General features: G+C 71.8%; 18 protein-coding genes and 3 pseudogenes. 6 read left to right on the top strand and 15 right to left on the bottom strand.

All coding sequences use genetic code 11. The annotated features are described in order from the left end of the window. Positions 1–15: 15 nt before the first annotated feature. From E6R18_RS23790 to E6R18_RS23770, 5 genes are all read right to left on the bottom strand, one after another. Positions 16–2,412: an FtsX-like permease family protein gene (locus tag E6R18_RS23790; RefSeq protein ID WP_136318935.1), complete on the bottom strand. Its 2,397-nt coding sequence runs from the start codon at positions 2,410–2,412 to the stop codon at positions 16–18. Beyond that, entirely contained in the window at positions 2,409–3,095 is a 687-nt protein-coding gene (locus E6R18_RS23785) for an ABC transporter ATP-binding protein (protein WP_136318934.1), read from the bottom strand. Before E6R18_RS23785 ends, E6R18_RS23790 begins: the two co-directional genes overlap by 4 nt. Then, a complete protein-coding gene (locus tag E6R18_RS23780; protein ID WP_136318933.1) occupies positions 3,092–3,616 on the bottom strand; it encodes a PadR family transcriptional regulator in 525 nt (174 codons plus the stop codon). The genes E6R18_RS23785 and E6R18_RS23780 overlap by 4 nt, the downstream gene beginning before the upstream one ends. An 87-nt stretch (positions 3,617–3,703) precedes the next feature. Beyond that, on the bottom strand, positions 3,704–4,000 hold the full coding sequence (locus E6R18_RS23775; RefSeq protein WP_136318932.1) for a hypothetical protein: 297 nt from the start codon (positions 3,998–4,000) through the stop codon (positions 3,704–3,706). Beyond that, a complete protein-coding gene (locus E6R18_RS23770) occupies positions 3,997–4,968 on the bottom strand; it encodes an SPFH domain-containing protein (protein WP_136318931.1) in 972 nt (323 codons plus the stop codon). Before E6R18_RS23770 ends, E6R18_RS23775 begins: the two co-directional genes overlap by 4 nt. A gap of 222 nt (positions 4,969–5,190) precedes the next feature. Between E6R18_RS23770 and E6R18_RS23765 the strand changes: the two genes are divergently transcribed. Beyond that, a complete protein-coding gene (locus E6R18_RS23765; RefSeq protein WP_136318930.1) occupies positions 5,191–7,467 on the top strand; it encodes a transglycosylase domain-containing protein in 2,277 nt (758 codons plus the stop codon). Between the two features lie 85 nt (positions 7,468–7,552). Here the strand turns inward: E6R18_RS23765 and E6R18_RS23760 are convergent, their stop codons facing one another. The 3 genes from E6R18_RS23760 to E6R18_RS23750 form a co-directional block, all read right to left on the bottom strand. Continuing rightward, positions 7,553–9,442 (bottom strand): ATP-binding SpoIIE family protein phosphatase, encoded by a 1,890-nt coding sequence (locus E6R18_RS23760; protein WP_136318929.1) that lies wholly within the window; start codon positions 9,440–9,442, stop codon positions 7,553–7,555. Between the two features lie 455 nt (positions 9,443–9,897). Next, positions 9,898–10,605 (bottom strand): DUF402 domain-containing protein, encoded by a 708-nt coding sequence (locus tag E6R18_RS23755; RefSeq protein ID WP_136318928.1) that lies wholly within the window; start codon positions 10,603–10,605, stop codon positions 9,898–9,900. A 44-nt stretch (positions 10,606–10,649) separates the two neighbouring features. Further along, the gene (locus E6R18_RS23750; protein ID WP_136318927.1) at positions 10,650–12,053 is read right to left on the bottom strand and encodes a class II fumarate hydratase; all 1,404 of its coding nucleotides are present in this window, start codon (positions 12,051–12,053) and stop codon (positions 10,650–10,652) included. A 103-nt stretch (positions 12,054–12,156) separates the two neighbouring features. On the opposite strand from E6R18_RS23750, the gene E6R18_RS23745 reads away from it, so the two are divergent. Continuing rightward, positions 12,157–13,683, top strand: a complete 1,527-nt coding sequence (locus E6R18_RS23745; protein WP_136318926.1) for a ricin-type beta-trefoil lectin domain protein — start codon at positions 12,157–12,159, stop codon at positions 13,681–13,683. A 66-nt stretch (positions 13,684–13,749) separates the two neighbouring features. Here E6R18_RS23745 and E6R18_RS23740 read toward each other — a convergent pair whose 3' ends face one another. Together E6R18_RS23740 and E6R18_RS23735 are read right to left on the bottom strand one after the other, a co-directional pair. Then, positions 13,750–15,051, bottom strand: a complete 1,302-nt coding sequence (locus E6R18_RS23740; RefSeq protein ID WP_136318925.1) for a M18 family aminopeptidase — start codon at positions 15,049–15,051, stop codon at positions 13,750–13,752. Positions 15,052–15,769: 718 nt separating this feature from the next. Further along, positions 15,770–17,446, bottom strand: coding sequence for a fumarate hydratase (locus E6R18_RS23735; protein ID WP_136318924.1), 1,677 nt, complete (start codon positions 17,444–17,446; stop codon positions 15,770–15,772). A gap of 173 nt (positions 17,447–17,619) precedes the next feature. Here E6R18_RS23735 and E6R18_RS23730 point away from each other — a divergent pair, with 173 nt between their 5' ends. Both E6R18_RS23730 and E6R18_RS23725 read left to right on the top strand, forming a co-directional pair. Next, a complete protein-coding gene (locus tag E6R18_RS23730) occupies positions 17,620–18,288 on the top strand; it encodes a DUF1707 domain-containing protein (RefSeq protein ID WP_136318923.1) in 669 nt (222 codons plus the stop codon). Positions 18,289–18,419: 131 nt separating this feature from the next. Continuing rightward, entirely contained in the window at positions 18,420–18,785 is a 366-nt protein-coding gene (locus E6R18_RS23725) for a WhiB family transcriptional regulator (RefSeq protein ID WP_136318922.1), read from the top strand. A 118-nt stretch (positions 18,786–18,903) separates the two neighbouring features. Here the strand turns inward: E6R18_RS23725 and glpX are convergent, their stop codons facing one another. After that, positions 18,904–19,935: a class II fructose-bisphosphatase gene (gene glpX, locus E6R18_RS23720; RefSeq protein ID WP_136318921.1), complete on the bottom strand. Its 1,032-nt coding sequence runs from the start codon at positions 19,933–19,935 to the stop codon at positions 18,904–18,906. Between the two features lie 142 nt (positions 19,936–20,077). Between glpX and E6R18_RS23715 the strand changes: the two genes are divergently transcribed. Then, the gene (locus tag E6R18_RS23715; RefSeq protein WP_136318920.1) at positions 20,078–20,596 is read left to right on the top strand and encodes a DUF4245 domain-containing protein; all 519 of its coding nucleotides are present in this window, start codon (positions 20,078–20,080) and stop codon (positions 20,594–20,596) included. A 152-nt stretch (positions 20,597–20,748) separates the two neighbouring features. Here E6R18_RS23715 and E6R18_RS23710 read toward each other — a convergent pair. Together E6R18_RS23710 and E6R18_RS23705 are read right to left on the bottom strand one after the other, a co-directional pair. Continuing rightward, a pseudogene (locus E6R18_RS23710) lies at positions 20,749–21,375 on the bottom strand (ABC transporter ATP-binding protein); the annotation flags it as partial. Positions 21,376–21,527: 152 nt separating this feature from the next. Next, a pseudogene (locus E6R18_RS23705) lies at positions 21,528–22,139 on the bottom strand (ATP-binding cassette domain-containing protein); the annotation flags it as partial. 1 nt (position 22,140) lies between these two features. Between E6R18_RS23705 and E6R18_RS35000 the strand changes: the two are divergent. Then, a pseudogene (locus E6R18_RS35000) lies at positions 22,141–22,260 on the top strand (tetracycline repressor protein class H); the annotation flags it as partial. 146 nt (positions 22,261–22,406) lie between these two features. Here E6R18_RS35000 and E6R18_RS23695 read toward each other — a convergent pair. Then, on the bottom strand, positions 22,407–22,997 hold the full coding sequence (locus E6R18_RS23695; protein WP_136318919.1) for a malonic semialdehyde reductase: 591 nt from the start codon (positions 22,995–22,997) through the stop codon (positions 22,407–22,409). A 179-nt stretch (positions 22,998–23,176) separates the two neighbouring features. Continuing rightward, a complete protein-coding gene (locus tag E6R18_RS23690; protein WP_136318918.1) occupies positions 23,177–23,461 on the bottom strand; it encodes an exodeoxyribonuclease VII small subunit in 285 nt (94 codons plus the stop codon). Between the last annotated feature and the right edge of the window lie 8 nt (positions 23,462–23,469).

Here is a 23,469-nt window from a genome sequence, read left to right as displayed (position 1 = left end):
CCGCCCGCCGGGGTCCTACTCGCTGCGCAGCCCGTCCGGGCGCATCATGCGCCACAGCGGAGGCAGGGAGAGCAGGGTGACCAGGAGGATGAGGCCCGCGCCCGCCCCCGCCAGGGGCAGGAACACCAGCCAGTCGTCGACCTGCTTGTCGACCATCCAGCACAGCGCGGCCCCCAGGGCGAGGCCGCCGGCCACCGCCACCGCGAGCCCGATGACCACCGGGACCGCGGTCTGCCACAGCACCGACCAGCCGAGCGTGACCCGCCGGGTGCCGAAGGCGACCAGTACCGAGAGCAGGCGCTTGCGCTCGCGCAGCTGCTCCAGCTGGGAGACCAGCATGGAGGCGGCGATCAGCAGCAGGGTGATGGTCGCGCCGACCTGGAGGCCGGTCTGGATGCTGGCGTACTGGCGGTCGCGTTCGACGGAGGTCATGGTGACCAGGCGCATGCCGGGGTCGATCCGGGCCGCCGTGTTGCGTACGTACTCGGCGGCCTCCGGGACGCTGTCGTCGATGCGGATCTGCGAGACGGTGCTGGCGCCCGGCAGGGTGGTCGCGTCGATCGCGCCGGGGGTGGCCATGATCCCCCAGCGGTCCTCGCCGACCGGGTCCTTGCGGCTGACGACGGTCTTCGCGTCGGCCGGCAGCGTCCAGCGCAGCTTCTCGCCGCTGCCCGACTCGAACTCGACCTCCTTGCCCTTGCGGGCGGTCTGGTCCATCCAGCCCTGCATCTCCTTGTCGTTCCCGGGATGCACGACGAAGGTGTCGCCGTCCTCGCAGGAGTCGATGCGGGCGACCTCGCGCAGGGTGGCGCAGTCGCCGACGCTGAAGGAGGTGGTGGGCTGGATGTCGTCGTCGGAGTACTTCCCCGGCTTGCTGGCGTACGCCTCGACCATGCCGATGACCTGGGTGACGCCCTTGGTGGCGCGGAACTCCTTGATGGTCCGCATGGCGGCGTCGCCGGTGACCTGCTCCGAGGAGGCGTAGAACTGGGCGCGGCCGGTGTCCTGCCCGGTGAGCTTGTTGAAGTCCGCGTTCATCGCGGCGAACAGCATCTGCACGGCCACCGCACCGGCCACCGCCACGGTGACGCCGCTGACCGCGCGGGAGGCGGCCCCGCTGCTCAGCTGGAGCCTGCGGGTGGCGAGCTGCCAGGGCACCGGGCCGCCGCGCAGCCGCTTCACGCATGCCTCGACCAGCCACGGCAGCAGCAGGGCGAGCCCGACCAGGACCAGGACCGCGCCGGAGGCGATGGCGTACGGGTTGACGACCTCGTACTCGCCGGCCTTCCCGGTGAGCGCGAACACGCCGAGCCCCGCGAGCGGGAGCAGCAGCCGCCACCACAGACGGCGCTTGCGGGGCCGGCTGTCGCGGACGACCCCGAGCGGTTCGATCACCACGGAGCGCATCGCGGTCAGTGTGACGAGCACCGCGGTGAGCGGCACGGCGAGCGCGATGAGCAGGCACAGCCGCAGGTCGGGGGCGAGGTCGGCGGGGAAGGCGCTGACGTCCCACACCTCGATGCAGCCCACGAATTGACGCCCCACCAGGAAGAGGACGAGGCCGACGACCAGGCCGAGGGCCGAGCCGAACAGGGCCTCGCCGGCCGCGATCCGGCGGGTCATCCGGATGTCCGTGCCGACCAGGCGCAGGGCGGCCAGCCGGCGGTCGCGGCGGTCGCCGCCGAAGCGCACGGCGGTGGCGATGAAGATGGCGACGGGCGCCAGCAGCACCACGCAGACCATGATCACCAGCACGATGAGCATGGGGGCGAGCGGCGGGGTGGGGCCGGGGTCGCCGTATCCGGTGATCCGGTGGCCGCCCGAGGCCGGGGTCAGGGTGTCGCTGCCGGCGTAGAACCACAGTTCGCTGGGCGAACGCAGCCCCTCGTCCGCGATCGTGCCGGTCACCTTGTACGGGAAACGCTCTTTGAGCAGGGCGTTGTCCGGCGAGCCCAGGAGGTCCTTCAGGGCGGGGGAGACGACCATCTCGCCGGCCGCGGGCAGGGCGTCGACGCCCGGCGGAAGGACCGGGTGGCTGCCCTCGGCGCGCATCACGTAGCCGATGATGGAGCGGTCGTGGTACTCGGTGTCCGCCGAGATCCGCAGCACCGAGCTGTCCGACTTCTTCGCCTGCGCGTCGGGGCTCTCGGAGATCCTGGTCTCGCTGCGTGCGTCGTCCCGTGCGGTACGTGCGTCGAGCGCGTGCGGCACGGAGGCGGCGAGGAACAGGAGCGTCACGCCGAGGCCCACCCCGACGGCGGTGAGCAGCGTGCGGGTCCAGCCCTCGCGGCCGCCGCCGGCGGCGAACCGGATGCCGAGCCCGAGGTCGCGCAGCCAGGGCGCGATGCGGGAGGGGCGGGCCGGCGGCTCCTGTGCGGCGGCCGGTGCCCGCTTCTGGTCGAGCAGCGTCATACGGCGTGCTCCAGGTCGCGGGCCCGGCCGTCGCGCACGGTGACGTCGCGGTCGGAGTACGCGGCGACGCGGGCCTCGTGGGTCACCAGGACCACGGCGACGTTGGCGGAGCGGGCGGCCTCGGTGAGCAGCTGCATGACCCGCTCGCCGTTGAGGGAGTCCAGGGCGCCGGTCGGCTCGTCGGCGAAGATCACCTTCGGGGAGGCGGCGAGCGCGCGGGCCACGGCGACGCGCTGGCCCTGGCCGCCGGAGACCTCGCCGGGGCGCTTGGCGCCGATGTCGTCCACCTCCAGGCGCTCCATCCAGGCGAGGGCGGTGCGCTCGGCGTCCTTGCGGCGGGTGCCGTTGAGCCGCAGTGGCAGGGCGACGTTTTCCACGCAGGTGAGTTCCGGGACGAGCTGGCCGAACTGGAAGACGAAGCCGAAGTCGCTGCGGCGCAGGGCGCTGCGGTCGGCGTCGGACATGGCGGACAGCTCGCGCCCGGCGTAGGTGATGGTGCCCGAGTCGGGTGTGATGATCCCGGCCAGGCAGTGCAGCAGGGTGGACTTGCCGGAGCCGGAGGGGCCCATCACCGCGACGACCTCGCCGGGGTGCACGGAGAACGAGGCGCCGTCGAGCGCGGGGGTCGAGCCGTAGGTCTTGCGCAGGTCGTGCGCGGCGAGCAGGGAGCCGGCGGGGGTCACGGGGCCACCACCTTCGCGAGCTGGCCGAGTCGCGCGGCGGTCAGTTCCAGCCAGCGCAGGTCGGCTTCGAGGTGGAAGAGCGCGTGGTCGCAGATCAGCTGGTCCGCGAGGTCGCCGCCGCGCTTGCGGTCGGTGAGGATGCGCATCAGGCGCAGGTGCTCGGAGCGCTGGGCGTCCAGCACGTCGGCGGCGCTGCGGCCGGTGAGCATGGCCAGGACGACCTTGGTGTACAGGGTCGACTGGAGGTACGGCTCGGGCTTCTCGGGCTGCGCGAGCCAGGTGGCGACATCGGTGATGCCGGCGTCGGTGATCGCGTAGCGCTTGCGTTCGGGGCCACTCCCGCTCTCCACGCCGTCGACCTCGACGAGGCCGTTTTTGAGGAGCCGGGACATGGTCGAGTAGACCTGCCCGTAGTGCAGCGGGCGGTCGTGCCCGAACTTCTCGTCGAAGGTCCGCTTCAGGTCGTAACCGTGGCGGGGGCCGGACTCCAGGAGCCCGAGCAGGGTGTGGCCGATAGACATGCCGCGCACACTACACGGCGTGTATACCTGCCGTGTATACCCGGGGGGTACACCCGGACGGCCGGCCCCTGCGGGCGGGCCGCACGGTCACGCGTCGCCCTCCGGCTCCTGCGGCTCGTGGGGCTCCTGCGGTTGCCGGGTCTCCGTGCCGGCGGCCTTCGGGGGGCGGCCCCGGCGGGCGATCGGCGCGGCCCCGCCCGGCAGCCGGCCCGCCTCGGCGAGCGCTCGCCGCAGCAGGAACTCGATCTGCGCGTTCGCGCTGCGCAGTTCGTCCGACGCCCAGCGGGCCAGCGCGTCGTGCACGGCGGGGTCCAGCCGCAGCAGCATCTGCTTGCGCTGCCGCGACCGGGACCGCGGTGCCTCCCCGGCGCTCTCCTCGGTCACTGGTAGAGCGTGCCCGTGTTGAGGACCGGCTGGGCGGCGCGGTCACCGCACAGGACCACCATCAGGTTGCTCACCATGGCGGCCTTGCGCTCCGAGTCCAGCTCCACGATGTCCTGTTCGGCGATCCGGGTCAGCGCCATCTCGACCATGCCGACCGCGCCCTCCACGATCTGCTGCCGGGCCGCGACGACCGCGCCGGCCTGCTGGCGCTGGAGCATCGCGGAGGCGATCTCGGGGGCGTAGGCGAGGTGGCTGAAGCGGGACTCGATGATCCGCACGCCCGCCGCCTGCACCCGGGCCGTCAGCTCCACGGCCAGCTTCTCGGTGATCTCCTCGGCGTTGCCCCGGAGCGACAGGCCGCCTTCCTCGTGGGCGTCGTACGGGTACTCGATGGCGATGTGCCGGACGGCGGCCTCGGTCTGCGTGGCGACGAACTCCAGGAAGTCGTCCACCTCGAAGAGGGCCTGAGCGGTGTCCTCGACCTTCCACACGACGATCGCGGCGAGCTCGATGGGGTTGCCGTAGGCGTCGTTGACCTTGAGGACGGCCGTCTCGTGGTTCCGGACCCGGGTGGAGATCTTGCGGCTGGAGGTCAGCGGGTTGACCCAGCGCAGGCCGTCGGTGCGGATGGTGCCCACGTACCGGCCGAAGAGCTGGATGACCCGTGCCTCGCCCGGTGCGACCATCTTCACACCGCCCATGCAGAAGAACGAGGCGATGGCGAGCAGGACGCCCAGGATGCACAGCGGGATGCCCACCGCGTTGTTCCCGTTCGATCCGATGACGCCCCCGATGATGGCGAGTCCGATGCCGGCGATCACGCCGAGCACGGTCAGCAGCAGCCCGAGGCCGCCCGCGATGCTGTGCGCCTTCATCTCGCGGACCTGCGGTTCCGGCATCTCCGGGGCGTCCGGCGTCAGGTCGGCCGTCGGCTGGGTCTCGGTGTTCCGGTCGAGCGGATCGGTCATGGGAGCCCCCGTGGTGTGTGGCTAGCCGGTCGCTAGCAATGTGATTACACATTACTGGATTTCGCAACCTTGCGCACCCCTCAGGAGTCGGTTCCACAGGGGGCGGGTGCTGATTCTCACGTCCGTAAAACATCGGAACGCCTGCTTTTTGGGCTTGCCAACGGTGTTAGCTGGCAGGTCCGAGCTGATCCGGCCGAGCAGAGAAACGGGAGCGACCAAGCGATGGGTCGAGCGGAAGCGCGACGAGCCCAGCGGCGGGCTGAGAAGAGCGGCATACGCAGGCTCTTCACCTGGCGCAAACTACTGGGCACCGCCCTCGGGGTGATCCTGCTGGGCATGGGCGCCTTCGCAGTGCTCTACATGCTTGTGGACGTGCCCGAGGGCAACCCCAAGATGGAGTTGCAGGCGAACGTCTACAAGTACGCCGACGGCAGCCTGCTCGCCAGGACCGGCGAGGTCAACCGCGAGATCGTGAGCCTCGCCGAGGTGCCCAAGGAGGTCCAGGACACCTTCGTCGCCGCCGAGAACAAGTCCTTCTACGACGACCACGGCGTCGACTTCAAGGGCACCGCCCGCGGCCTGCTCAACACGCTCTCCGGCAAGGGCAAGCAGGGCGGCTCGACCATCACCCAGCAGTACGTCAAGAACTACTACCTCGACCAGGACCAGACGGTCAGCCGGAAGCTCAAAGAGCTGGTCATCTCACTGAAGCTGGACCAGAAGAAGACCAAGAAGGAAATCCTCGCCGGTTACATCAACACCAGCTACTTCGGCCGCGGCGCCTGGGGCATCCAGGCCGCCGCGCAGGCGTACTACGGCGTGGACGCCAAGGACCTGAACGTCTCCCAGGGCGCCTACCTCGCCGCGCTGCTCCAGGCGCCGAGCCAGTACGACTGGGCCGTCGCGGGCCCGAACGGCAAGCGGCTCGTCAAGGCGCGCTGGGCGTACACGCTGGACAACATGGTCGAGGAGGGCTGGCTCGACGCCGGCAAGCGCAAGGGGCTGACGTTCCCGAAGCCGCGCGACCCCAAGCCGCTCAACGGGACGGCCGGCCAGAAGGGCTACATCGTGGACGCGGCCAGCAAGGCCGTGATCAAGCAGATGGGCATCAGCGAGGACCAGTTCGACCTCGGCGGCTGGACGATCACCGTCAACATCGACAAGAAGAAGCAGAAGCAGCTGGAGAAGTCGGTCGGGACCAAGCTGCTCGACAAGCTGGACACCAAGAAGCGCAAGCTCGACAAGGACATCCAGGCCGGCGCCGCCTCGGTCGACCCGAAGACCGGCGCGGTGGTCGCCCTGTACGGCGGACGCGGCCAGAACGAGCACTGGATATCGAACGCCGGCCGCAAGGACTTCCAGCCCGCCTCCACCTTCAAGCCCGTCATCCTCGCCGCCGCCCTCGACCAGAAGTCGAAGACGCAGGACGGCGAGCAGATCACCGCGAACACCCGCTACGACGGCACCAGCAAGCGCCCGGTCGTCGGCAGCGACAGATACTTCGCCCCGGAGAACGAGGACGACCACGACTACGGCCAGGTCACGGTCCAGACCGCGATGAACCAGTCCGTCAACTCCGTCTTCGCACAGATGGGCGTGGACGTCGGAATGAACAAGGTGATGGAGACCGCCGGCAAGCTCGGCATGGACGTGGAAGGGCTGCCGGCCGTACCCGCGCAGACCCTCGGCTCCATGGGCGCGAGCCCGCTGGAGATGGCCGGGATCTACGCCACGCTCGACAACCACGGCAAGAAGGTCACCCCGCAGATCGTCAAGTCCGCCGTGCACCAGGGCGACGAGCCGCTGAAGATGCCCGACGCGATCGGCGACCAGGTGATCTCGCGCCAGGCCGCGGACTCCGTGACGTCCGTGCTGACCGGCGTGGTCGACGACGGTACGGCCCGGGGCTCCGTCCGCAACGCCGAAGGGCTCCTGGAGCAGGACATCGCCGGCAAGACCGGCACATCCGACGACAACAAGTCGGCCTGGTTCACCGGCTACACCCCCGACCTGGTCACCTCGGTGGGCCTGTTCGGCGAGGCGGCCTTCGACCGCACCGGCGACGACGGCAAGAAGGTCAAGAAGTACGCGCAGGTGACCCTCCAGGGCGCCGGCGGCGGCGGCCGTGTCAACGGCGGTGGCTTCCCGGCCGAGATCTGGGCCGACTACATGGGGCACTCCCTCGCCAAGGCCAGCAAGTTCGTCCTCGACACCGACATGGGCGCCGCCGTCAGCCCGCCGCCCGCGTCCCACTCGCCGAGCCCGAGCACCTCGGCCTCCGAGGACCCCACGCCCTCCGGTAAACCGTCCGACGACACCCCGTCCTCCGAGCCGCCCCCGGCCAGCGAGACCCCGCCGAGCTCACCGCCCGCCTCGCCCTCGGGCGACCCGTCGAGCGAGCCGCCCACCGGCCCGTCGACCGAACCGGACCCCTCGGCCAGCATCGAGCTGCCGGACCTCTCCGGGAACAACCGGCCGGACAACAGCGACGACAGGTGACGCGTTGAACCGCGGCACATGACAGCGCGAACGGGCGGTGTACGAGGCTCCTCCTCGTACACCGCCCGTTCGGCGTCGCGGTCCGCTACCCGCGCACCGGCATCTCGAACCACACCACCTTGCCGGTCGACAGGCGGGTCGCGCCCCAGCGCCTGGCGAGGCGGTTGACCAGGAACAGGCCGCGGCCGTTCTCGTCCATGTCTTTGGCCCGGCGCTGGCGGGGCAGTTGTGGGGAGTCGTCGCCGACCTCGCAGCGCAGGGTGTCCGTGCGCAGCAGGCGCAGGGTCACCGGCCGCTCCGCGTACCGCACGGCGTTGGTGACGACCTCGCTGATCAGCAGCTCCACCGAGTCCGAGAGCTCGTCCAGGCCCCAGCGGCCGAGCGCCCTGCGGGCCAGCCGGCGGGCCCGGCCGGGGGCGGAGTCGTCCGGGTCCAGGAACCAGTACGCGACGTCGCTCGGCGCGATCCCGTCGAAGCGGGCGGCCAGTAGCGCGATGTCGTCGTCACGGTCGCCGGGGCCGAGCATGTCCAGCACGTCGTCGCACAGGGCCTCCAGCGGCGGCGAGTGGTCCGGGCCGGTCAGCCGGGCCGTGGTGGCGAGCCGTTCGCGCAGCAGCTCGATGCCCGTCCACACGTCCCGCAGCCGCGACTCGACCAGGCCGTCGGTGTACAGCAGCAGCGTCGCACCGGCCGGGGCGTCCAGCTCGACGGCCTCGAAGTCCACTCCGCCTACGCCGATCGGGGCGCCCGGGGGCACCCGCAGCACCTCCGCGCGGCCGCCCAGGTGGAGCAGGACGGGCGGCGGGTGGCCGGCGTTGGCGACGGTGATGCGGTGCGCGACGGGGTCGTACACCGCGTACAGGCAGGTGGCCATGCGGTCGCTGCCGAGCCGCTGCGCCTGCTCGTCCAGGTGGTGCAGCACCTCCTGCGGGGGCAGGTCGAGCCCGGCCAGGGTCTGCGCGGTGGTGCGCAGCTGGCCCATGATCGCGGCGGAGGTCATGGAGTGGCCCATGACGTCGCCGACGACCAGGGCGACCCGGCTGCCGGGCAGCGGGATCGCGTCGTACCAGTCGCCGCCGACCCGGGCCGTCTCGGCGGCCGGGAGGTAGCGCGAGGCGAGCTTGACGCCGGTGGGCTGGGGGAGCGAGTCGGGCAGCATGGTGCGCTGCAACTCGTCGGCGATGTATGCCTCGCGCCCGTAGAGCACGGCCTTGTCGATGCCGAGCGCGGTGTGCGTCGCCAGCTGGGCGGCCACCAGCAGGTCGTTGGCCTCGAACGGCAGGCGCTCGGCGCCGCGCAGGAAGACCGCCGCCCCGATCACCCGCCGGCGGCCGCGCAGCGGGGCCAGGATCACCCGGTGGCCGGAGGGCACCGTGCGGTCGGCGCCGAGCAGCTCGGGCAGTGCGACGCGGGCCGCGGCGGAGTCGCCGAAGACCGGGCGCACCCCGCGCAGCACCTCGGCGAGCGCGCTCCCGGCCTGGACCTCGCACAGCTCGGCGGCGGGCATCAGATCGGCCTGCGGGTCCACGGCGGGCAGCCGCAGCCGCTCGGTCTCCGGCAGGCTCTCGGTCTCCTCCTCCGTCAGCCGCAGCCGGTCCGAGCGGCGCAGCCGCAGCACGAACGGGCTGACCGGCCGCTCGTCGCCGACCGGCAGCGGGTCGCGGAGGTAGACGAGTATGGCGTCGGAGAACGTCGGCACGCTGGCCCGGCACAGCCCCAGCACGATCTCGTCCAGGTCTATGCCCCGGGCGATCCGCCGGGTCGCGGCCCCCACGAAGCGCAGCCGGTCGCCCTCGCGCCGCGTCGCCGCCTGTGGGTCGGGGCCGGCCGGGGCCGGGCCCTTGGCCGGGGCCGGGATCGCCGTCGCGGCAGCGGCGGCCGCCACGGCGGCGTCCCGCTGCCGCGGCCGGGTGCGTTCCTGCGGCCGGGCGGCGAGAGGCTGCCGGCCTTCGTGGGAGGTGGGATGCTCCGTCACGCGTGGGGTTCCGTCCGTCCGGGCCGGTTGTATGAGGCAATCACCTTGCGGGGCGCCACTGTGCCCCGGCAGGAGCGGCAATAACAACGGCTGACATCGCCTGCCCCGGAACGCGGGGCCGAAACCGGATGTCTGCCGGGCCGTGTCCGGAAGACCCCGTCGCACGCCCGAAGGGCGGGCCGGGCGGGACCTTCCGGACACGGCCCGGGGATGCCGGTGACAACGTTTCCGAAGGGGCGGCGGCGGACAGCGGACACGTCTCCACCCCCTCGTAGTGGCTCATGCGATGCGGGTAACTCGTGCGACTCGTGACGCCGATGCGGTCCATGAGGGCTGCGGTTTGTGCGACGAGCCGATGACTTACGGTCAGGTCCTGAGCCCCGCCTGCCGGTTGGGGCCGAGCCGCTCTCCTCGGGACGATCCTACGTTCGCCCCCCTGGGGTGCATCAAGGGTCTCACGACGGCATGGCGGAAGGCGTACGGTCCGAACCATCCGGCCGGCGGTCCCAGTCGTCCGGGAGTTCGGGCACCCGCCACGCCGGATCGGGCCGCCAGTCCTCCCAGCCGTCCCGGAACGGCGCCGCCCAGTCGCGGATCAGCCCGACCGCCGCGCGCCCAGCCGCCCGCACCCGCTCCGCCATGTCCGGCGTGATCAGGCCGACCCGCTGGGCCTGCTCGAACTCGTCCTCGTCGCGCCAGAGCCAGCTGCGGTCCGGGTAGACCGAGATGTCGAGGAAGTGGTCCTCCGAGTCGACCCCGCCGGACCACCGGGTACGGGGCTCCTCCAGGTTCACGTACCAGCTGCGGAACTGCCAGCCGCGCTCCCAGAACAGCCAGACCGACCAGGGCTCGTCCGGCCCGGCCAGCTTCAGCACCCCGTTGCCCAGCCAGACCGAGCGGGCGGTGGTGCGCGGGGCGGTGTACCGGGTGGCGAGCGGTTCGGCGTGCACGTCGGTGCCGTCCGCGAGGACCGGCTTGACGCACTCGGTGCCGGGCGCCACCCAGACCGCCAGCAGCTCCTCGGTGTCCTGGACGACCGTGACGGGGCGGCAGATGTGGAACGGATGCGCGGCGGAGTCCGGCCGCCGGGGGCCGTTGCCCCGGTAGCGCCACAGGATCTGATCACCCGGCGCCCAGCGCTCGGTCTCTCCGCTACCTGTCATGGAGAGATCTTAGAGAGCGCGCCCCCGCCCCGCAGCGGCGCCCGTCACGGACGGGTCATGCGCAGTACGTCCAGGGCTTCGTCGAGCTGCTTTTCGGTCAGGTCGCCGCGCTCCACATAACCCGATTCTAGGACCACCTCGCGGATCGTCCGGCGCTCGGCGAGGGACTTCTTGGCGACCTTCGCCGCCTCCTCGTAGCCGATGTACTTGTTCAGCGGGGTGACGACGGACGGCGAGGACTCGGCGTACTCCCTGGCCCGCTCCGCGTGCGCGGTGATCCCGTCGACCGTGCGGTCCGCGAGCAGCCGGGAGGCGTTGGCGAGCAGCCGTACGGACTCCAGCAGGTTCTTCGCGATGACCGGGAGCATCACGTTCAGCTCGAAGTTGCCGGCGGCGCCCGCCGCGGCGACCGTGGCGTCGTTCCCGGTGACCTGGGCGGCGACCATCAGGACCGCCTCGGGGATGACCGGGTTGACCTTGCCCGGCATGATCGAGGAGCCCGGCTGGAGGTCGGGCAGGGAGATCTCGGCGAGTCCGGTGCGCGGGCCGGAGGCCATCCAGCGCAGGTCGTTGCAGATCTTGGTGAGCGAGACGCCGATGGTGCGCAGCTGCCCGGAGGTCTCCACCAGGCCGTCCCGCGCGCCCTGCGCCTCGAAGTGGTCGCGGGCCTCGGTGAGCGGCAGCCCGGTGACGCGGGCGACCTCCGCGATCACGGCGGGGGCGAAGCCGGGCGGGGTGTTGATGCCGGTGCCCACGGCCGTGCCGCCGAGGGGGAGTTCGGCGAGCCGGGGGAGCGAGGCGCGCAGCCGCTCGACGCCGTAGCGGATCTGGGCCGCGTACCCGCCGAACTCCTGGCCGAGGGTGACGGGCGTGGCGTCCATGAGGTGGGTGCGCCCGGACTTCACGACCGTCGCGAACTCGTCCGACTTGCGCTCCAGGGCGGCCGCCAGCTGGTCCAGGGCGGGGATCAGGTCGGCGGTCACCGCGGCGGTAGCGGCGATGTGGATGGAGGAGGGGAAGACGTCGTTGGAGGACTGGGAGGCGTTGACGTGGTCGTTGGGGTGGACCTCGCGGCCGAGGCGTTCGGTGGCGAGGGTGGCGATCACCTCATTGGTGTTCATGTTCGAGGAGGTACCCGAGCCGGTCTGGAAGACGTCGACCGGGAAGTGCGCGTCCCAGCGCCCCTCGGCGACCTCCCCGGCCGCCTCCTGGACCGCCCGCGCGATGTCCGGGTCCAGTACCTCCAGGTCCGCGTTGACCTTGGCGGCGGCGGCCTTGATACGGGCCAGGGCCTCGATGTGGGCCCGCTCCAGGCGTTGCCCGGAGACCGGGAAGTTCTCCACGGCCCGCTGCGTCTGGGCCCGCCACTTCGCGTCGGCGGGGACCCTGACCTCGCCCATCGAGTCGTGCTCGACGCGGTAGTCGTCGCCCATTCCTTGATCCGTCATCGTTCAACCTCCTGAAAAAGATGAGCACTTGTCTTGTTCAAGCTATTCCCAAGTCGCCTACCGACCAGTAAATACCGGGGGTAACCACAACCCGGGAGGCGCAATGAGGCGCACCAGGCACAGACTCCGCTGTACCGTCGCGGCCGCCGCGGCCATGGCGGCGGCGTTCGGCGGCATGACCGTGGCGGCGGGAACGGCCACCGCCGCCCAGTCCGGTACCACCAGTACCGCATCCACCCCCCTGTCGCCCGAACTGGAGGCCATCCGCGCCGCGGAGGCCACCCAGCTGTACGGCGACCCGGCCGAGCGCCCGCTCGCCCAGCGCAAGACCGGGCTCATCTCGCTCGGCGACAGCGAGATATCCGGCGAGGGCGTCGGCACGTACGAGGCGGGCACCAACGGCCCCGACAACTGGTGCCACCGCTCGCCCGACTCCGCGATCCACCGCACCGGGATTCCGGCCGACGTCACGTACAACGTCTCGTGCTCCGGCGCGTACACCGGAAACATCGTCATCGGCGGCTCCAAGCAGTACGCCGACGAGCTGGTGCAGAGCGACAACCTGGCCGTCAAGGCGCGCAACACCCGCATCAAAATGATCGTGCTGGTGGCGGGTGCCAACGACGACCTCCAGTTCGGGCCCGTCATGACGGACTGCGTCGAGCGCTGGATACTCCTCCAGGGCGTCTGCCAGTCCAAGTACGAGGGCGGCTGGCAGGCCCGCGTCGACGGGCTCGTCCCCAAGGTCGAGAAGACCGTGCGCGACCTGCGGACCGTGATGACCGGCGCCGGTTACGCCGACAGCGACTACAAGCTCGTCGTCATGGGCTACCCGAGCCCCATCGGCCCGGACTTCTACGACAACCCGAAGTTCCCCGGCAAGCTTCCCGGCGGCTGCGCCGGATACGACTCCGACGCCGCCTGGGGCCGCAACACCGCGGTCCCCGCCTTCGAACGCGGCATGCGCAGGGCGGCCGCCGACACCGGGGCCGTCTACCTCGACAACTCCCGCCTCTTTCACGGCCACGAGGTGTGCAGCGAGTCCACCTGGGCCCGCGGCCTCTACATCGACCTGTCGCACTTCCCGCCGGACTCCAACTCGGTGCGCCAGTCCTTCCACCCGAACGCGGCCGGCCACGGCGCCTTCGCCTCCTGCCTGATCCAGATCTACAACTCGGGCCTGCGCGAGGCGAGCTGCGCCGACCCGGCGAGCACCGGACAGCCCGTGCTCCAGCCGGCCGCCTGGGACGACGTCTTCACGCCCCTGCGCGGCGAGGCGACGGCCACCTGCCTGGACGCCCCCGCCTCCGTCACCCGCAACAACACCGGGGTCACCGGCTGGGAGTGCCACGGCGGACGCAACCAGGGCTGGTGGTACGACTCCGCCACGAAGACCCTGCGCACCGAGCTGAGCCACGACCGCTGCCTGGACGTGCCGGGCGCGAACTACAAGGCGGGCGCGGCCCTGATCCTCTACAACTGCTCCGGCGCCGCCAACCAGCAGTTCGTCCGGCAGTCGGGCACCCTGCGCCCGGCCGCCTCGACGGGCCTGTGCGCGACCCTGGCGGGCGCCCACGACCCGCTGCGGCTGCAAGCCTGCGACGGCAGCGCGAAGCAGCGCTTCGCGTAACCCCCGTCGTGTACGGGTACGGGGAGGAGCCGCACCGGCCCCTCCCCGTACCAGCGCCTCAGCGCCTCATCCCGAGGTGGCGAACGCCGTCAGGATCGCCGCCAGGTGGCCCGGGTCCTCGGCCCCGCACAGCTCGCGCGCGGAGTGCATCGACAGCCCCGGGACCCCCACGTCGACGGTCGGCACACCCAGCCGGGCCGCGGTGAGCGGGCCGATGGACGTGCCGCACGGCATCGCGTTGTTGGAGACGAACGGCTGCCACGGCGCACCCGCCCGCTCACACGCCGCGGCGAACAGGGCGATCCCGGCCGAGTCGGTGGCGTAGCGCTGGTTGACGTTGACCTTGACCGTGGGGCCGCCGTTGGGCAGCGGCTGGTGGCCCGGGTCGTGGCGCTCCGCGTAGTTGGGGTGGACGGCGTGCGCCATGTCGGCCGAGACGCAGTACGCGCCGGCCAGCGCCCGCGCCCAGTCCTCGGAGCTGCCGCCCCGCGCGGTCACCGAACGGCTCAGCACCCGCTCCAGGAGCGGGCTCTGCGCCCCCGTGTCCGAGCCGCTGCCGACCTCCTCGTGGTCGAAGGCCGCCAGCACCGGGATGTACGCGGGCGCTTCGGCCGCCGTCGCCGCCGCTGCCAGCGCGGCGACCCCGGCGTGCACCGACACCAGGTTGTCCAGCCGGGAGGAGACCACGAACTCCCGCTCCGCGCCCAGGTAGCCGGGTGCCTGCACGTCGTGCAGCATCAGGTCCCAGCCCAGCACCTCGTCCGGCTCGGCCTCGGCGGCCGCCGCGACCCGGCGCAGCAGCGCGCCCTCGTCGGTCGCGCCGAGCGACCAGACCGGGGCGACGTGGCGCTGCCGGTCCAGGGCGAGCCCGTCGTTGACGGCGCGGTCCAGGTGGATCGCCAGCTGCGGCACCCGCAGCAGGGGCTCGTCGATCTGCACCAGCCGGGAGTCGGTCCGCCCGCCGGGGGCGCGCAGCGCGAGCCGGCCGGAGATGCCCAGGTCCCGGTCGAGCCAGGTGTTGAGCGGGACCCCGCCGTAGATCTCCACCGCGACCTGCCGCCAGCCGGCCGACCCCGTGTCCGGGGTCGGCTTGATCCGCAGGTTCGGCGAGTCGGTGTGCGTGCCGATGATCCGGAACGGGGTGTGGGCGGGCCGGGACTCGGGGGCGTACCAGGCGATCAGCGCGCCCCCGTGGACGACGAAGCTGCCGCCCGTGGTGCCCGTCCAGTCGTCGGTTCCGCGCAGTTCACGAAAGCCCGCCTTCTCCAGCCGCTGGGCGGCGCTCGCCACGGCGTGGTACGAGGAGGGGCTGGCGCTGATGAAGGTGAGCAGGTCGTCGGCATGGCTGCGGTGGGGGACCGGCGTCATGCGGTGTCCGCCTTTCCGGAGTGGGACGGTGAGGGTGGGACGGGCCGTACGGGTTCGGACGGCCGCGCGGCGAGGGTCGGCAGGGGCGAGGACCGGCGGCGGGTTGTGGGGGGCGGGCCCGGCGTCCGGTGACGGCACCGGGCCGGACCGCCCGGTGGTGCGGAGTTCTCCGGCAACGCCGGACAACCCACCGCATCGGCCCGGTGCCCCGCAAGTCCGCGGACGGCCCGGTGCGCGAAAGCGGCGGTGCGCCGCGGGCGGCCCCGGAACGCGGACACCGCATGGTGCCCCGGCCCGGTCCGCGCCGTGCCCCCGTGACCGGGTCCGGCGCCGCTGCGGGCCGTGCACGAGATTGGCTGATTCCCGCCGTACGTGTACCGGCTCGGAGACTCCGGGGCTCGGCCGGCATTGTCCCGGACATGACACCGTTGCCGTTGCCGTTGCCGTTGCCGTTGCCGTTGCCGTTGCCGTTGCCGTTGCCGTTGCCGTTGCCGTAGCCCGACGTGCCCACCGGCCGCCCGGTGCGGCGGGTGTACCGCCGGATCACCTGCTGGGCCGCGAGGGCGCCGAGGCCAGACCGGCGAGAAATCCGGCACCCAGCCGGACCGCCGTGAAGAAAGCGGAAAAACGCATCCCCTCGGCGAACCGGCCGGTTCGAGGGCCGGTTCGCCGAGGGGATGAGGGCTGCCGGGGGTTACCCGCCCCGGCGGGGCGGGGGTCAGCCCAGGCCGGGGCCGCGCACCGGGATGCTGGTGAACGTCGGGGCCGGGGCGGGCTCGGTGAAGAAGTCGTTGCCCTTGTCGTCCACGACGACGAACGCCGGGAAGTCCTCCACCTCGATCTTCCAGACCGCCTCCATGCCGAGTTCCTCGTACTCGACGACCTCGACCTTCTTGATGCAGTCCTGCGCGAGGCGGGCGGCCGGGCCGCCGATCGAGCCCAGGTAGAAGCCGCCGTGCGCGTCGCACGCGTCGGTGACCTGCTGGGAGCGGTTGCCCTTGGCGAGCATCACCTTGGAGCCGCCCGCAGCCTGGAACTGCGCGACGTAGCTGTCCATGCGGCCGGCCGTGGTCGGGCCGAAGGAGCCGGAGGCGTAGCCCTCGGGGGTCTTCGCCGGGCCCGCGTAGTACACCGGGTGGTCCTTCAGGTACTGCGGCATCTCCTCGCCCGCGTCCAGGCGCTCCTTGATCTTGGCGTGCGCGATGTCGCGCGCCACGACCAGCGGGCCGGTCAGCGAGAGCCGGGTCTTGACCGGGTACTTGGTCAGCTCGGCGAGGATCTCGTCCATCGGCCGGTTCAGATCGATGCGCACGACGTCGCCCTCGGTGTCGAGGTGCTCGTCGGTGGTGTCCGGCAGGAAGCGGGCCGGATCCTTCTCCAGCTGCTCCAGGAAGACGCCCTCGGCGGTGATCTTCGCGGTGGCCTGGCGGTCCGCCGAGCAGGAGACGGCGATGGCGACGGGCAGCGAGGCGCCGTGCCGGGGCAGGCGCACCACGCGCACGTCGTGGCAGAAGTACTTGCCGCCGAACTGCGCGCCGATGCCGATCTTCTGCGTCAGCTCGAAGACCTTCTCCTCCAGCTCCTTGTCCCGGAAGCCGTGGCCGGTCGGGGAGCCCTCGGCGGGCAGCTCGTCCAGGTAGTGCGCGGAGGCGTACTTCGCGGTCTTCAGCGCGAACTCCGCGGACGTACCGCCGACGACGATCGCCAGGTGGTACGGCGGGCAGGCCGCGGTGCCCAGCGAACGGATCTTCTCCTCCAGGAACTTCATCATGGAGGTCTCGTTGAGGACCGCCTTGGTCTCCTGGAACAGGAACGACTTGTTGGCCGAGCCGCCGCCCTTGGCCATGAAGAGGAACTTGTACGCGCCTCCGTCGGTCGCGTACAGCTCGATCTGGGCCGGGAGGTTGGAGCCGGTGTTCTTCTCCTCCCACATGTTCAGCGGGGCCATCTGCGAGTACCGCAGGTTGAGCTTGGTGTACGCGTCGAAGATGCCGCGCGACAGGGCCTCCTCGTCACCGCCCCGCGTGAGCACGTTCTGCCCGCGCTTGCCCATGACGATGGCCGTGCCGGTGTCCTGGCACATCGGCAGGACGCCCGCGGCGGCGATGTTCGCGTTCTTCAGCAGGTCCAGCGCGACGAACTTGTCGTTGGACGACGCCTCCGGGTCGTCCACGATCCGCCGCAGCTGCGCCAGGTGCGCGGGCCGCAGGTAGTGCGAGATGTCGTGCATGGCCTCGGCGGCCAGGGTGCGCAGCGCCTCCGGCTCGACCTTGAGGAACGTACGCCCGTCGGCCTCGAAGGTGGACACACCCTCGGCGGTGACCAGACGGTACGGCGTGGTGTCCTCTCCCAGAGGGAGCAGATCGGAGTACGCAAACTCTGGCATTACGGCCATTCCTCACTCGGCAGACAGCGGCTGGCCACCCTTGGACAGCGCACCCACCAGGGTAGGACCCGCCGGGGGCGGCGGGCTTGTGAGGTAGGGCTCACCCGGGTTCGGCGGGGTTGGCCGGGCGGCGCACCGTCCAGGCTCTGTCGCGATCTATCGCGTTTCGGTACGCTGGGCCGGTGGACCTCGAGAAGCAGCCCCAGCAGCCCGCCGCACCGGCGGGCCCCGACGTCATCCGCGCCTCCGACGCGGACCGCGACCGGATCGCGGACATCCTGCGCGAAGCGCTGGCCGAGGGCCGGCTGACCGCCGACGAACACGCGGAGCGGGTCGACTCCGTCTACCGCGCCAAGACCGTCGGCGAGCTCGAACCGCTGGTACGGGACCTGCCGGCGCCGGGCGGCACGCCCAGGGCCGCCGCGGGCACCCCGTACGCCTACGGCCCCGAGCCGGCCGCCGGACCCGCCGACAACCTGGTGGCGGTCTTCAGCAGTTCGACCCGGAAGGGGCGCTGGCGGGTCGGCGGGCGCACCAACGCGTTCTCGCTGTTCGGCAGTGTGGAAATCGACCTGACCGAAGCGCTTTTCAGCCAGCGTCTCACCGTGATCAACGCGACGTCCGTCTTCGGGAGCGTGGAGATCAGGGTGCCCGAGAACATCTCGCTGCGTGGCAGCGGAACGGGCGTTTTCGGCAGTTTCGAAGTACGCACGCTGGAATCCCCCGATCCCGAGGCGCCCGTGGTCGTGGTGAACGGATGTTCCGTGTTCGGCAGCGTCGAGGCGAAGCCCAAGCGCGGCAAGTTCATCGCGGATCTCCAGGACCGGCTGCGTAAACACCTCGGCCACTGACGGCCGGAAAAGGACTCGACCGCAATGACGCGGAACGGACCTGAGTACCACTCAGTGCATAGGCGCGCGTACAGCGGGTAGGGACTGCTGCATCGTCTCTCGCTCGCGAAGCCGTCGTCAGGAGTGGACCCGTGCTGCAACTGCCGCATCAGCCCCTGCAGGTCGCCGCCGTCCCCCCGCAGCGGGCCCCCGCTCGGGAGGACCAGGCCGGCCCCTGGCACTCGGAGGCGGTGTGCCGCCGGGACGAAGCCGGGCTGTTCTTCGCCCCGTCGAAGGAGCCGACTGCTGCCCGCCTCTCGCGCGAGGAGTCCGCGAAGCGGGTCTGCGCGCGCTGTCCCGTGATGGTCGAGTGCCGCGAACACGCCCTGGTGCAGCCCGAGCCGTACGGGGTGTGGGGCGGGCTCACCGCCGCCGAGCGCCGCGTCGCGCTCGCCCGGCGCCGGCGGCGCGAGGTGGAGCTGAAGGCGTCGGGCGCGACCGACCGGATCGCGGGCTGACGGGGGCCCGCCCCCTCCTGCCCGTACCCACGCATACGAAGAGGCGCCCCCACCGCACATGGGGGGCGCCTCTTCGGCCGGACACGCGGGCGCGCCGGGGCCGGCTGTGCCGCCGGGGCTACTTCGCGCGGTCGAAGTCGATGGCGCTGTAGGCGCGCAGCTTCGACAGCCGGTGGGTGGAACTGATCGTCCGGATGGTGCCCGACTTGGACCGCATGACGATGGACTCGGTGGTCGCCGTCTCCGCGCGGTAGCGCACCCCGCGCATCAGCTCGCCGTCCGTGATGCCGGTCGCCACGAAGAACACGTTGTCCCCGCTGACCAGGTCGTCCGTGGACAGCACCCGGTCCAGGTCGTGCCCGGCGTCCAGGGCGCGCTGCCGCTCCGCCTCGTCCTTCGGCCAGAGCTTGCCCTGGATGGTGCCGCCGAGGCACTTTATGGCGCAGGCCGAGATGATGCCCTCGGGCGTGCCGCCGATCCCCATCAGCAGGTCGACGCCGGTGCCCTCGCGCGCGGCCATGATCGAACCGGCCACGTCGCCGTCGGAGATGAACTTGATCCGGGCGCCGGTCTCCCGGATCTCCTTGACGATGCCGTCGTGGCGGGGGCGGTCCAGGATGACGACGGTGACGTCCTCGGGCGTGGAGCTCTTCGCCTTCGCGACCCGCCGGATGTTCACCGAGACGGGCGCGTTGATGTCGACGAAGTCGGCGGCCTCGGGGCCGGTGACCAGCTTGTCCATGTAGAAGACCGCGGACGGGTCGAACATGGCGCCCCGGTCGGCGGCGGCCAGCACGGCGATCGCGTTCGGCATGCCCTTGGCGTTCAGCGTCGTGCCGTCGATCGGGTCGACGGCGATGTCCACCTCGGGCCCGGTGCCGTCGCCCACGTGCTCGCCGTTGAACAGCATGGGGGCTTCGTCCTTCTCGCCCTCACCGATGACGACGATGCCGTTCATGGACACGGTGGAGACGAGGGTGCGCATGGCCTTCACGGCGGCGCCGTCGGCCCCGATCTTGTCTCCGCGGCCGACCCAGCGCCCGGCGGCCATGGCGGCGGCCTCGGTGACCCGGACGAGCTCCAGGGCGAGGTTGCGGTCGGGGGCCTCCGGGGAGACCTCCAGCTGGGACGGCAGATGATGTTCGGACATCGGAGCGCACCTTTCTGTACGACGACGACCGGATGAGGGTGATCCGACTCTATCGCCAGGTCGATAAAATGAGCAGACCGGGTCACGTTTGAGCGGGGCGCCCCCGGTTCGGTCGCGCGGAGGCTGATGCGACGATGGACCCGTGGCAAGCAAGCGAGGCAAGCAGACCGTGCGGGACATGATCCTGTCGTTGGCGGCGATCGCCGCCGTGGCAGGTGTCGTCTACATCTTCATTCCGCACGACGACAAGGCCGATCCGGTCAAGGCCGTCGACTACCGCGTCGAGCTCCTGACCGCCCGGCGCGCCGCCCCGTACCCGGTGGCCGCCCCCACCGGGCTGCCCGAGGGCTGGAAGCCCACCTCGGTCACCTACGACCGGGACGGCGGCAACAGCTGGCACCTCGGCTTCCTCGACCCGGACGGCAAGTACGTCGCGGTGGAGCAGTCCACGTCCCCGGCGAAGCTGTACATCAGCCAGGTCAGCCAGAAGGCGAAGGACACCGGCCGCACGCAGGAGGTCGCGGGGGAGACCTGGCAGCGCTGGGAGGGCCCGAAGTACGACGCGCTGGTGCGCGAGGAGAAGGGCGCGACGACGGTCGTGACCGGCTCGGCCCCGGCGGAGCGGCTGACGGAGATGGCCGCGGCGCTCAAGACGTCCTGACGCGCGTCCGCGCGTACGGGGAAGGCTTCGGGCCGGTCGCGGGGCGCCGCGACCGGCCCGTGCTCGCTCACGTCACCGGCGGAAGAACGCGGTCCGGTGCGGGCCCCGTCGCCGAGGGGCCCGGGGCGAGCTCCCAGAACGCCGCGTAGCGCCCGCCGAGGCGCAGCGCGTACGTCCACGCCGCCGACGCGCACCGCGCCCGCGTCCACGTCGTAGAACCGTGCGAGCAGCTGGAGCAGGGTGCTCTTGCCCGCACCGGGCGGCCCCACGACCGCCAGCCACCGCCCCTCGGGGACGGACAGCGACAGGTCGTCGAACACGGTGTGCTCGCCGTGCCGGAAGGCGACCGGCTCGAACTCCACCCCGTGGCCGTCCGGTATCACGGGATCGGCGGCCTGCGGCAGCGGCTCGGTGCGCAGCAGTACGTCGAGCCTGGCCAGTTCGCCGCGAGCGGCGCGCAGTTTGCCGCCGAGGTCGGCCAGCGACAGCAGCGGCTCCGCGCAGCGCGCCGCCAGCACCAGGACCGTCAGCAGTTCAGCGGCCCCGATGTGTCCGCCGAGCGCGAGGTACGCCCCCAGACCCAGCACCGCGGTGAACAGCGCCTGCACCGTCAGCGTCAGGCCCACCGCGCCGGGCAGTGCGGACAGGGTGGAGCGGCGGGAGGCCCGCTGGACCCGGCGCAGGGAGTCGTCCAGGAGCCGGAAGCGTTCGGCGGTCCGGCCGCCGGCGCGCAGGACCGGCTGCGCCCAGAGGTATTCGATGACCCGCCCGGTGGCTTGTGATCGTCATCAGGGTGAGGGTGCGTCGCATCGGGCGGGCGTGCTGATAACCCAGTACCCGCAGCAGCATGGTGATCATCGAAGGTCGTCCTCTCGCTGTTCGAAGCGGGTCCGCGGGCACGTGTTCGTCCCACCGGCCGTGCCGTGCGTGGTCACAGCCGCTCACCCTCTCCCGCTGAACCCGCCGGCTGCCGGGTACGCCACAGGGCGGCGAACCTCTCGCCCTTCGCGAGCAGTTCACCGGGCGCCCCGTACTCGGTGATCACTCCGTCCTCCAGGACCGCGACGGCATCGGCGCCGGCGACGGTCTCCAGGCGGTGCGCGATGACCAGGAAGGTCCTGTCCCCGCCCCGCAGCGTGTCCGGGGCGCGGCGCACCGCCTGCTCGGTGAGCGGATCGGCGAAGGAGGTCGCCTCGTCCAGCACCAGGACGGGGGTGTCGGCCAGCAGGGCGCGGGCGAGCGCGACCCGTTGGGCCTCGCCGCCCGACAGCCGGGCCTCCTCGCCGATCACCGTGCCGTATCCGTGCGGGAGTCCGATGACGCGGTCGTGGATGTTGGCCAGGCGGGCGGCCCGTTCCACGTCCTGGGCAGTGGCGGAGGGTGCCGCCAGCGCGATGTTGTCCGCGACGGACGCGTGCAGCAGCCGGACGTCCTGGAAGACGAAGGAGACCTTCCGGTACAGCTCGCGGCCGGCCAGTTCGCGCAGGTCTACGCCGCCGAGGCGGCGGACCGAGCCGGCCGTCGGGTCGACGAACCGGGGCAGCGGGCAGCGCGCCGGGCTCACTCGGCAGGCCGTCCTGGAGGCGGCCCTGCGGCTGGTCGACCGGGAAGGGATGAAGGCCCTGTCGATGCGGCGGCTCGGCGACGAGCTCGGGGTGGAGGCAGGAACTCGGGGGCGCGCGGGCATCGTGACGCGGCGGCGGTATGCGCGCGGGACCGCGTCGGCACATGAGTACGGGGAGGGTCCCGGAGCGTGCTCGCTCCGGGACCCTCCCCGTACCGTCGTCCGCCCCCGTGGGCGCGGTGGAACTCAGACGGTCTTGACGACCTCGTCGAACGCGAGACGCGGCAGGCGCGGGAACCAGGCGTCCTCGCCCGGCTTGCCGATGTTGACGACCATCAGGACGCTGTGGTCGCCGTCCAGGAACTCCTTCTCGATGCCCGCGGCGTCGTAACCGGTCATCGGGCCGGCGGCCAGGCCGGCGGCGCGTACGCCGATGATGAAGTAGGCGGCCTGGAGAGCGGCGTTCAGCGAGGCGGCCGACTCGCGGGCCGGGCGCTCGGAGAAGAACATGTCCTTGGCCTGCGGGAAGTGCGGCATCAGGGCCGGCAGCTCCTCGTGGAACTCGTTGTCCGCGGCCAGGATCGCGACCAGCGGGGCGGTCGAGGTCTTGGGCTGGTTGCCCTCGGCCATGTGCGTCACGAGGCGCGCGCGGGCCTCCTCAGAGCGGACCAGCACGACGCGCAGCGGCGACTGGTTGAAGGCGGTCGGGCCGTACTTGACCAGGTCGTAGATGGCCTGGACCTGCTCCTCGGTCACCGGCTCGTCGGTGAACGTGTTGGCGGTGCGGGCCTCGCGGAAGAGGAGGTCCTGGGCGGCGGGGTCAAGAACGAGGGACATCGGCGTTATTACCTTCCGGACGTACACGGGGGATCGGGTCTCACGACCACGGGGGATCGAGCGACGGCGATCACCGTACGGCGGAAGTGCGTTAATGTTCAACTAAATCCGGAGTGGGGAGACTCACCCCGCACAGCCGGAATAAGGACGCCGCGCCCCCACCGGCCCCCGCCGCGGGCTCAGTCCGCGTCGGCCGCCGTCGAGCCCGAAGGACCGCCGTCCCCCGCGCCGCCCTCTGCGGCGGCCGGGCCCGCCAGGGCCGCGTCCAGCCGGGCGCGGGCACCCTCCAGCCAGTGCCGGCAGACCTTCGCCAGCTCCTCGCCCCGCTCCCAGAGCGCGAGGGAGTCCTCCAGCGATGTCCCGCCCGCCTCCAGGCGGCGCACCACCTCGATCAGCTCGTCGCGCGCCTGCTCGTAGCCGAGCGTGCCCGTCGCGGCGGCGGTCGCCGTCCCGTCGTCCGTCATGTCATCCA

Source organism: Streptomyces sp. A1277 (assembly GCF_004795015.1).
In the GTDB taxonomy this organism is placed as follows: Bacteria; Actinomycetota; Actinomycetes; order Streptomycetales; family Streptomycetaceae; genus Streptomyces.
The sequence above is the reverse complement of the archived record's forward strand: the minus strand, read 5'-3'. Positions and strand labels throughout refer to the sequence as shown.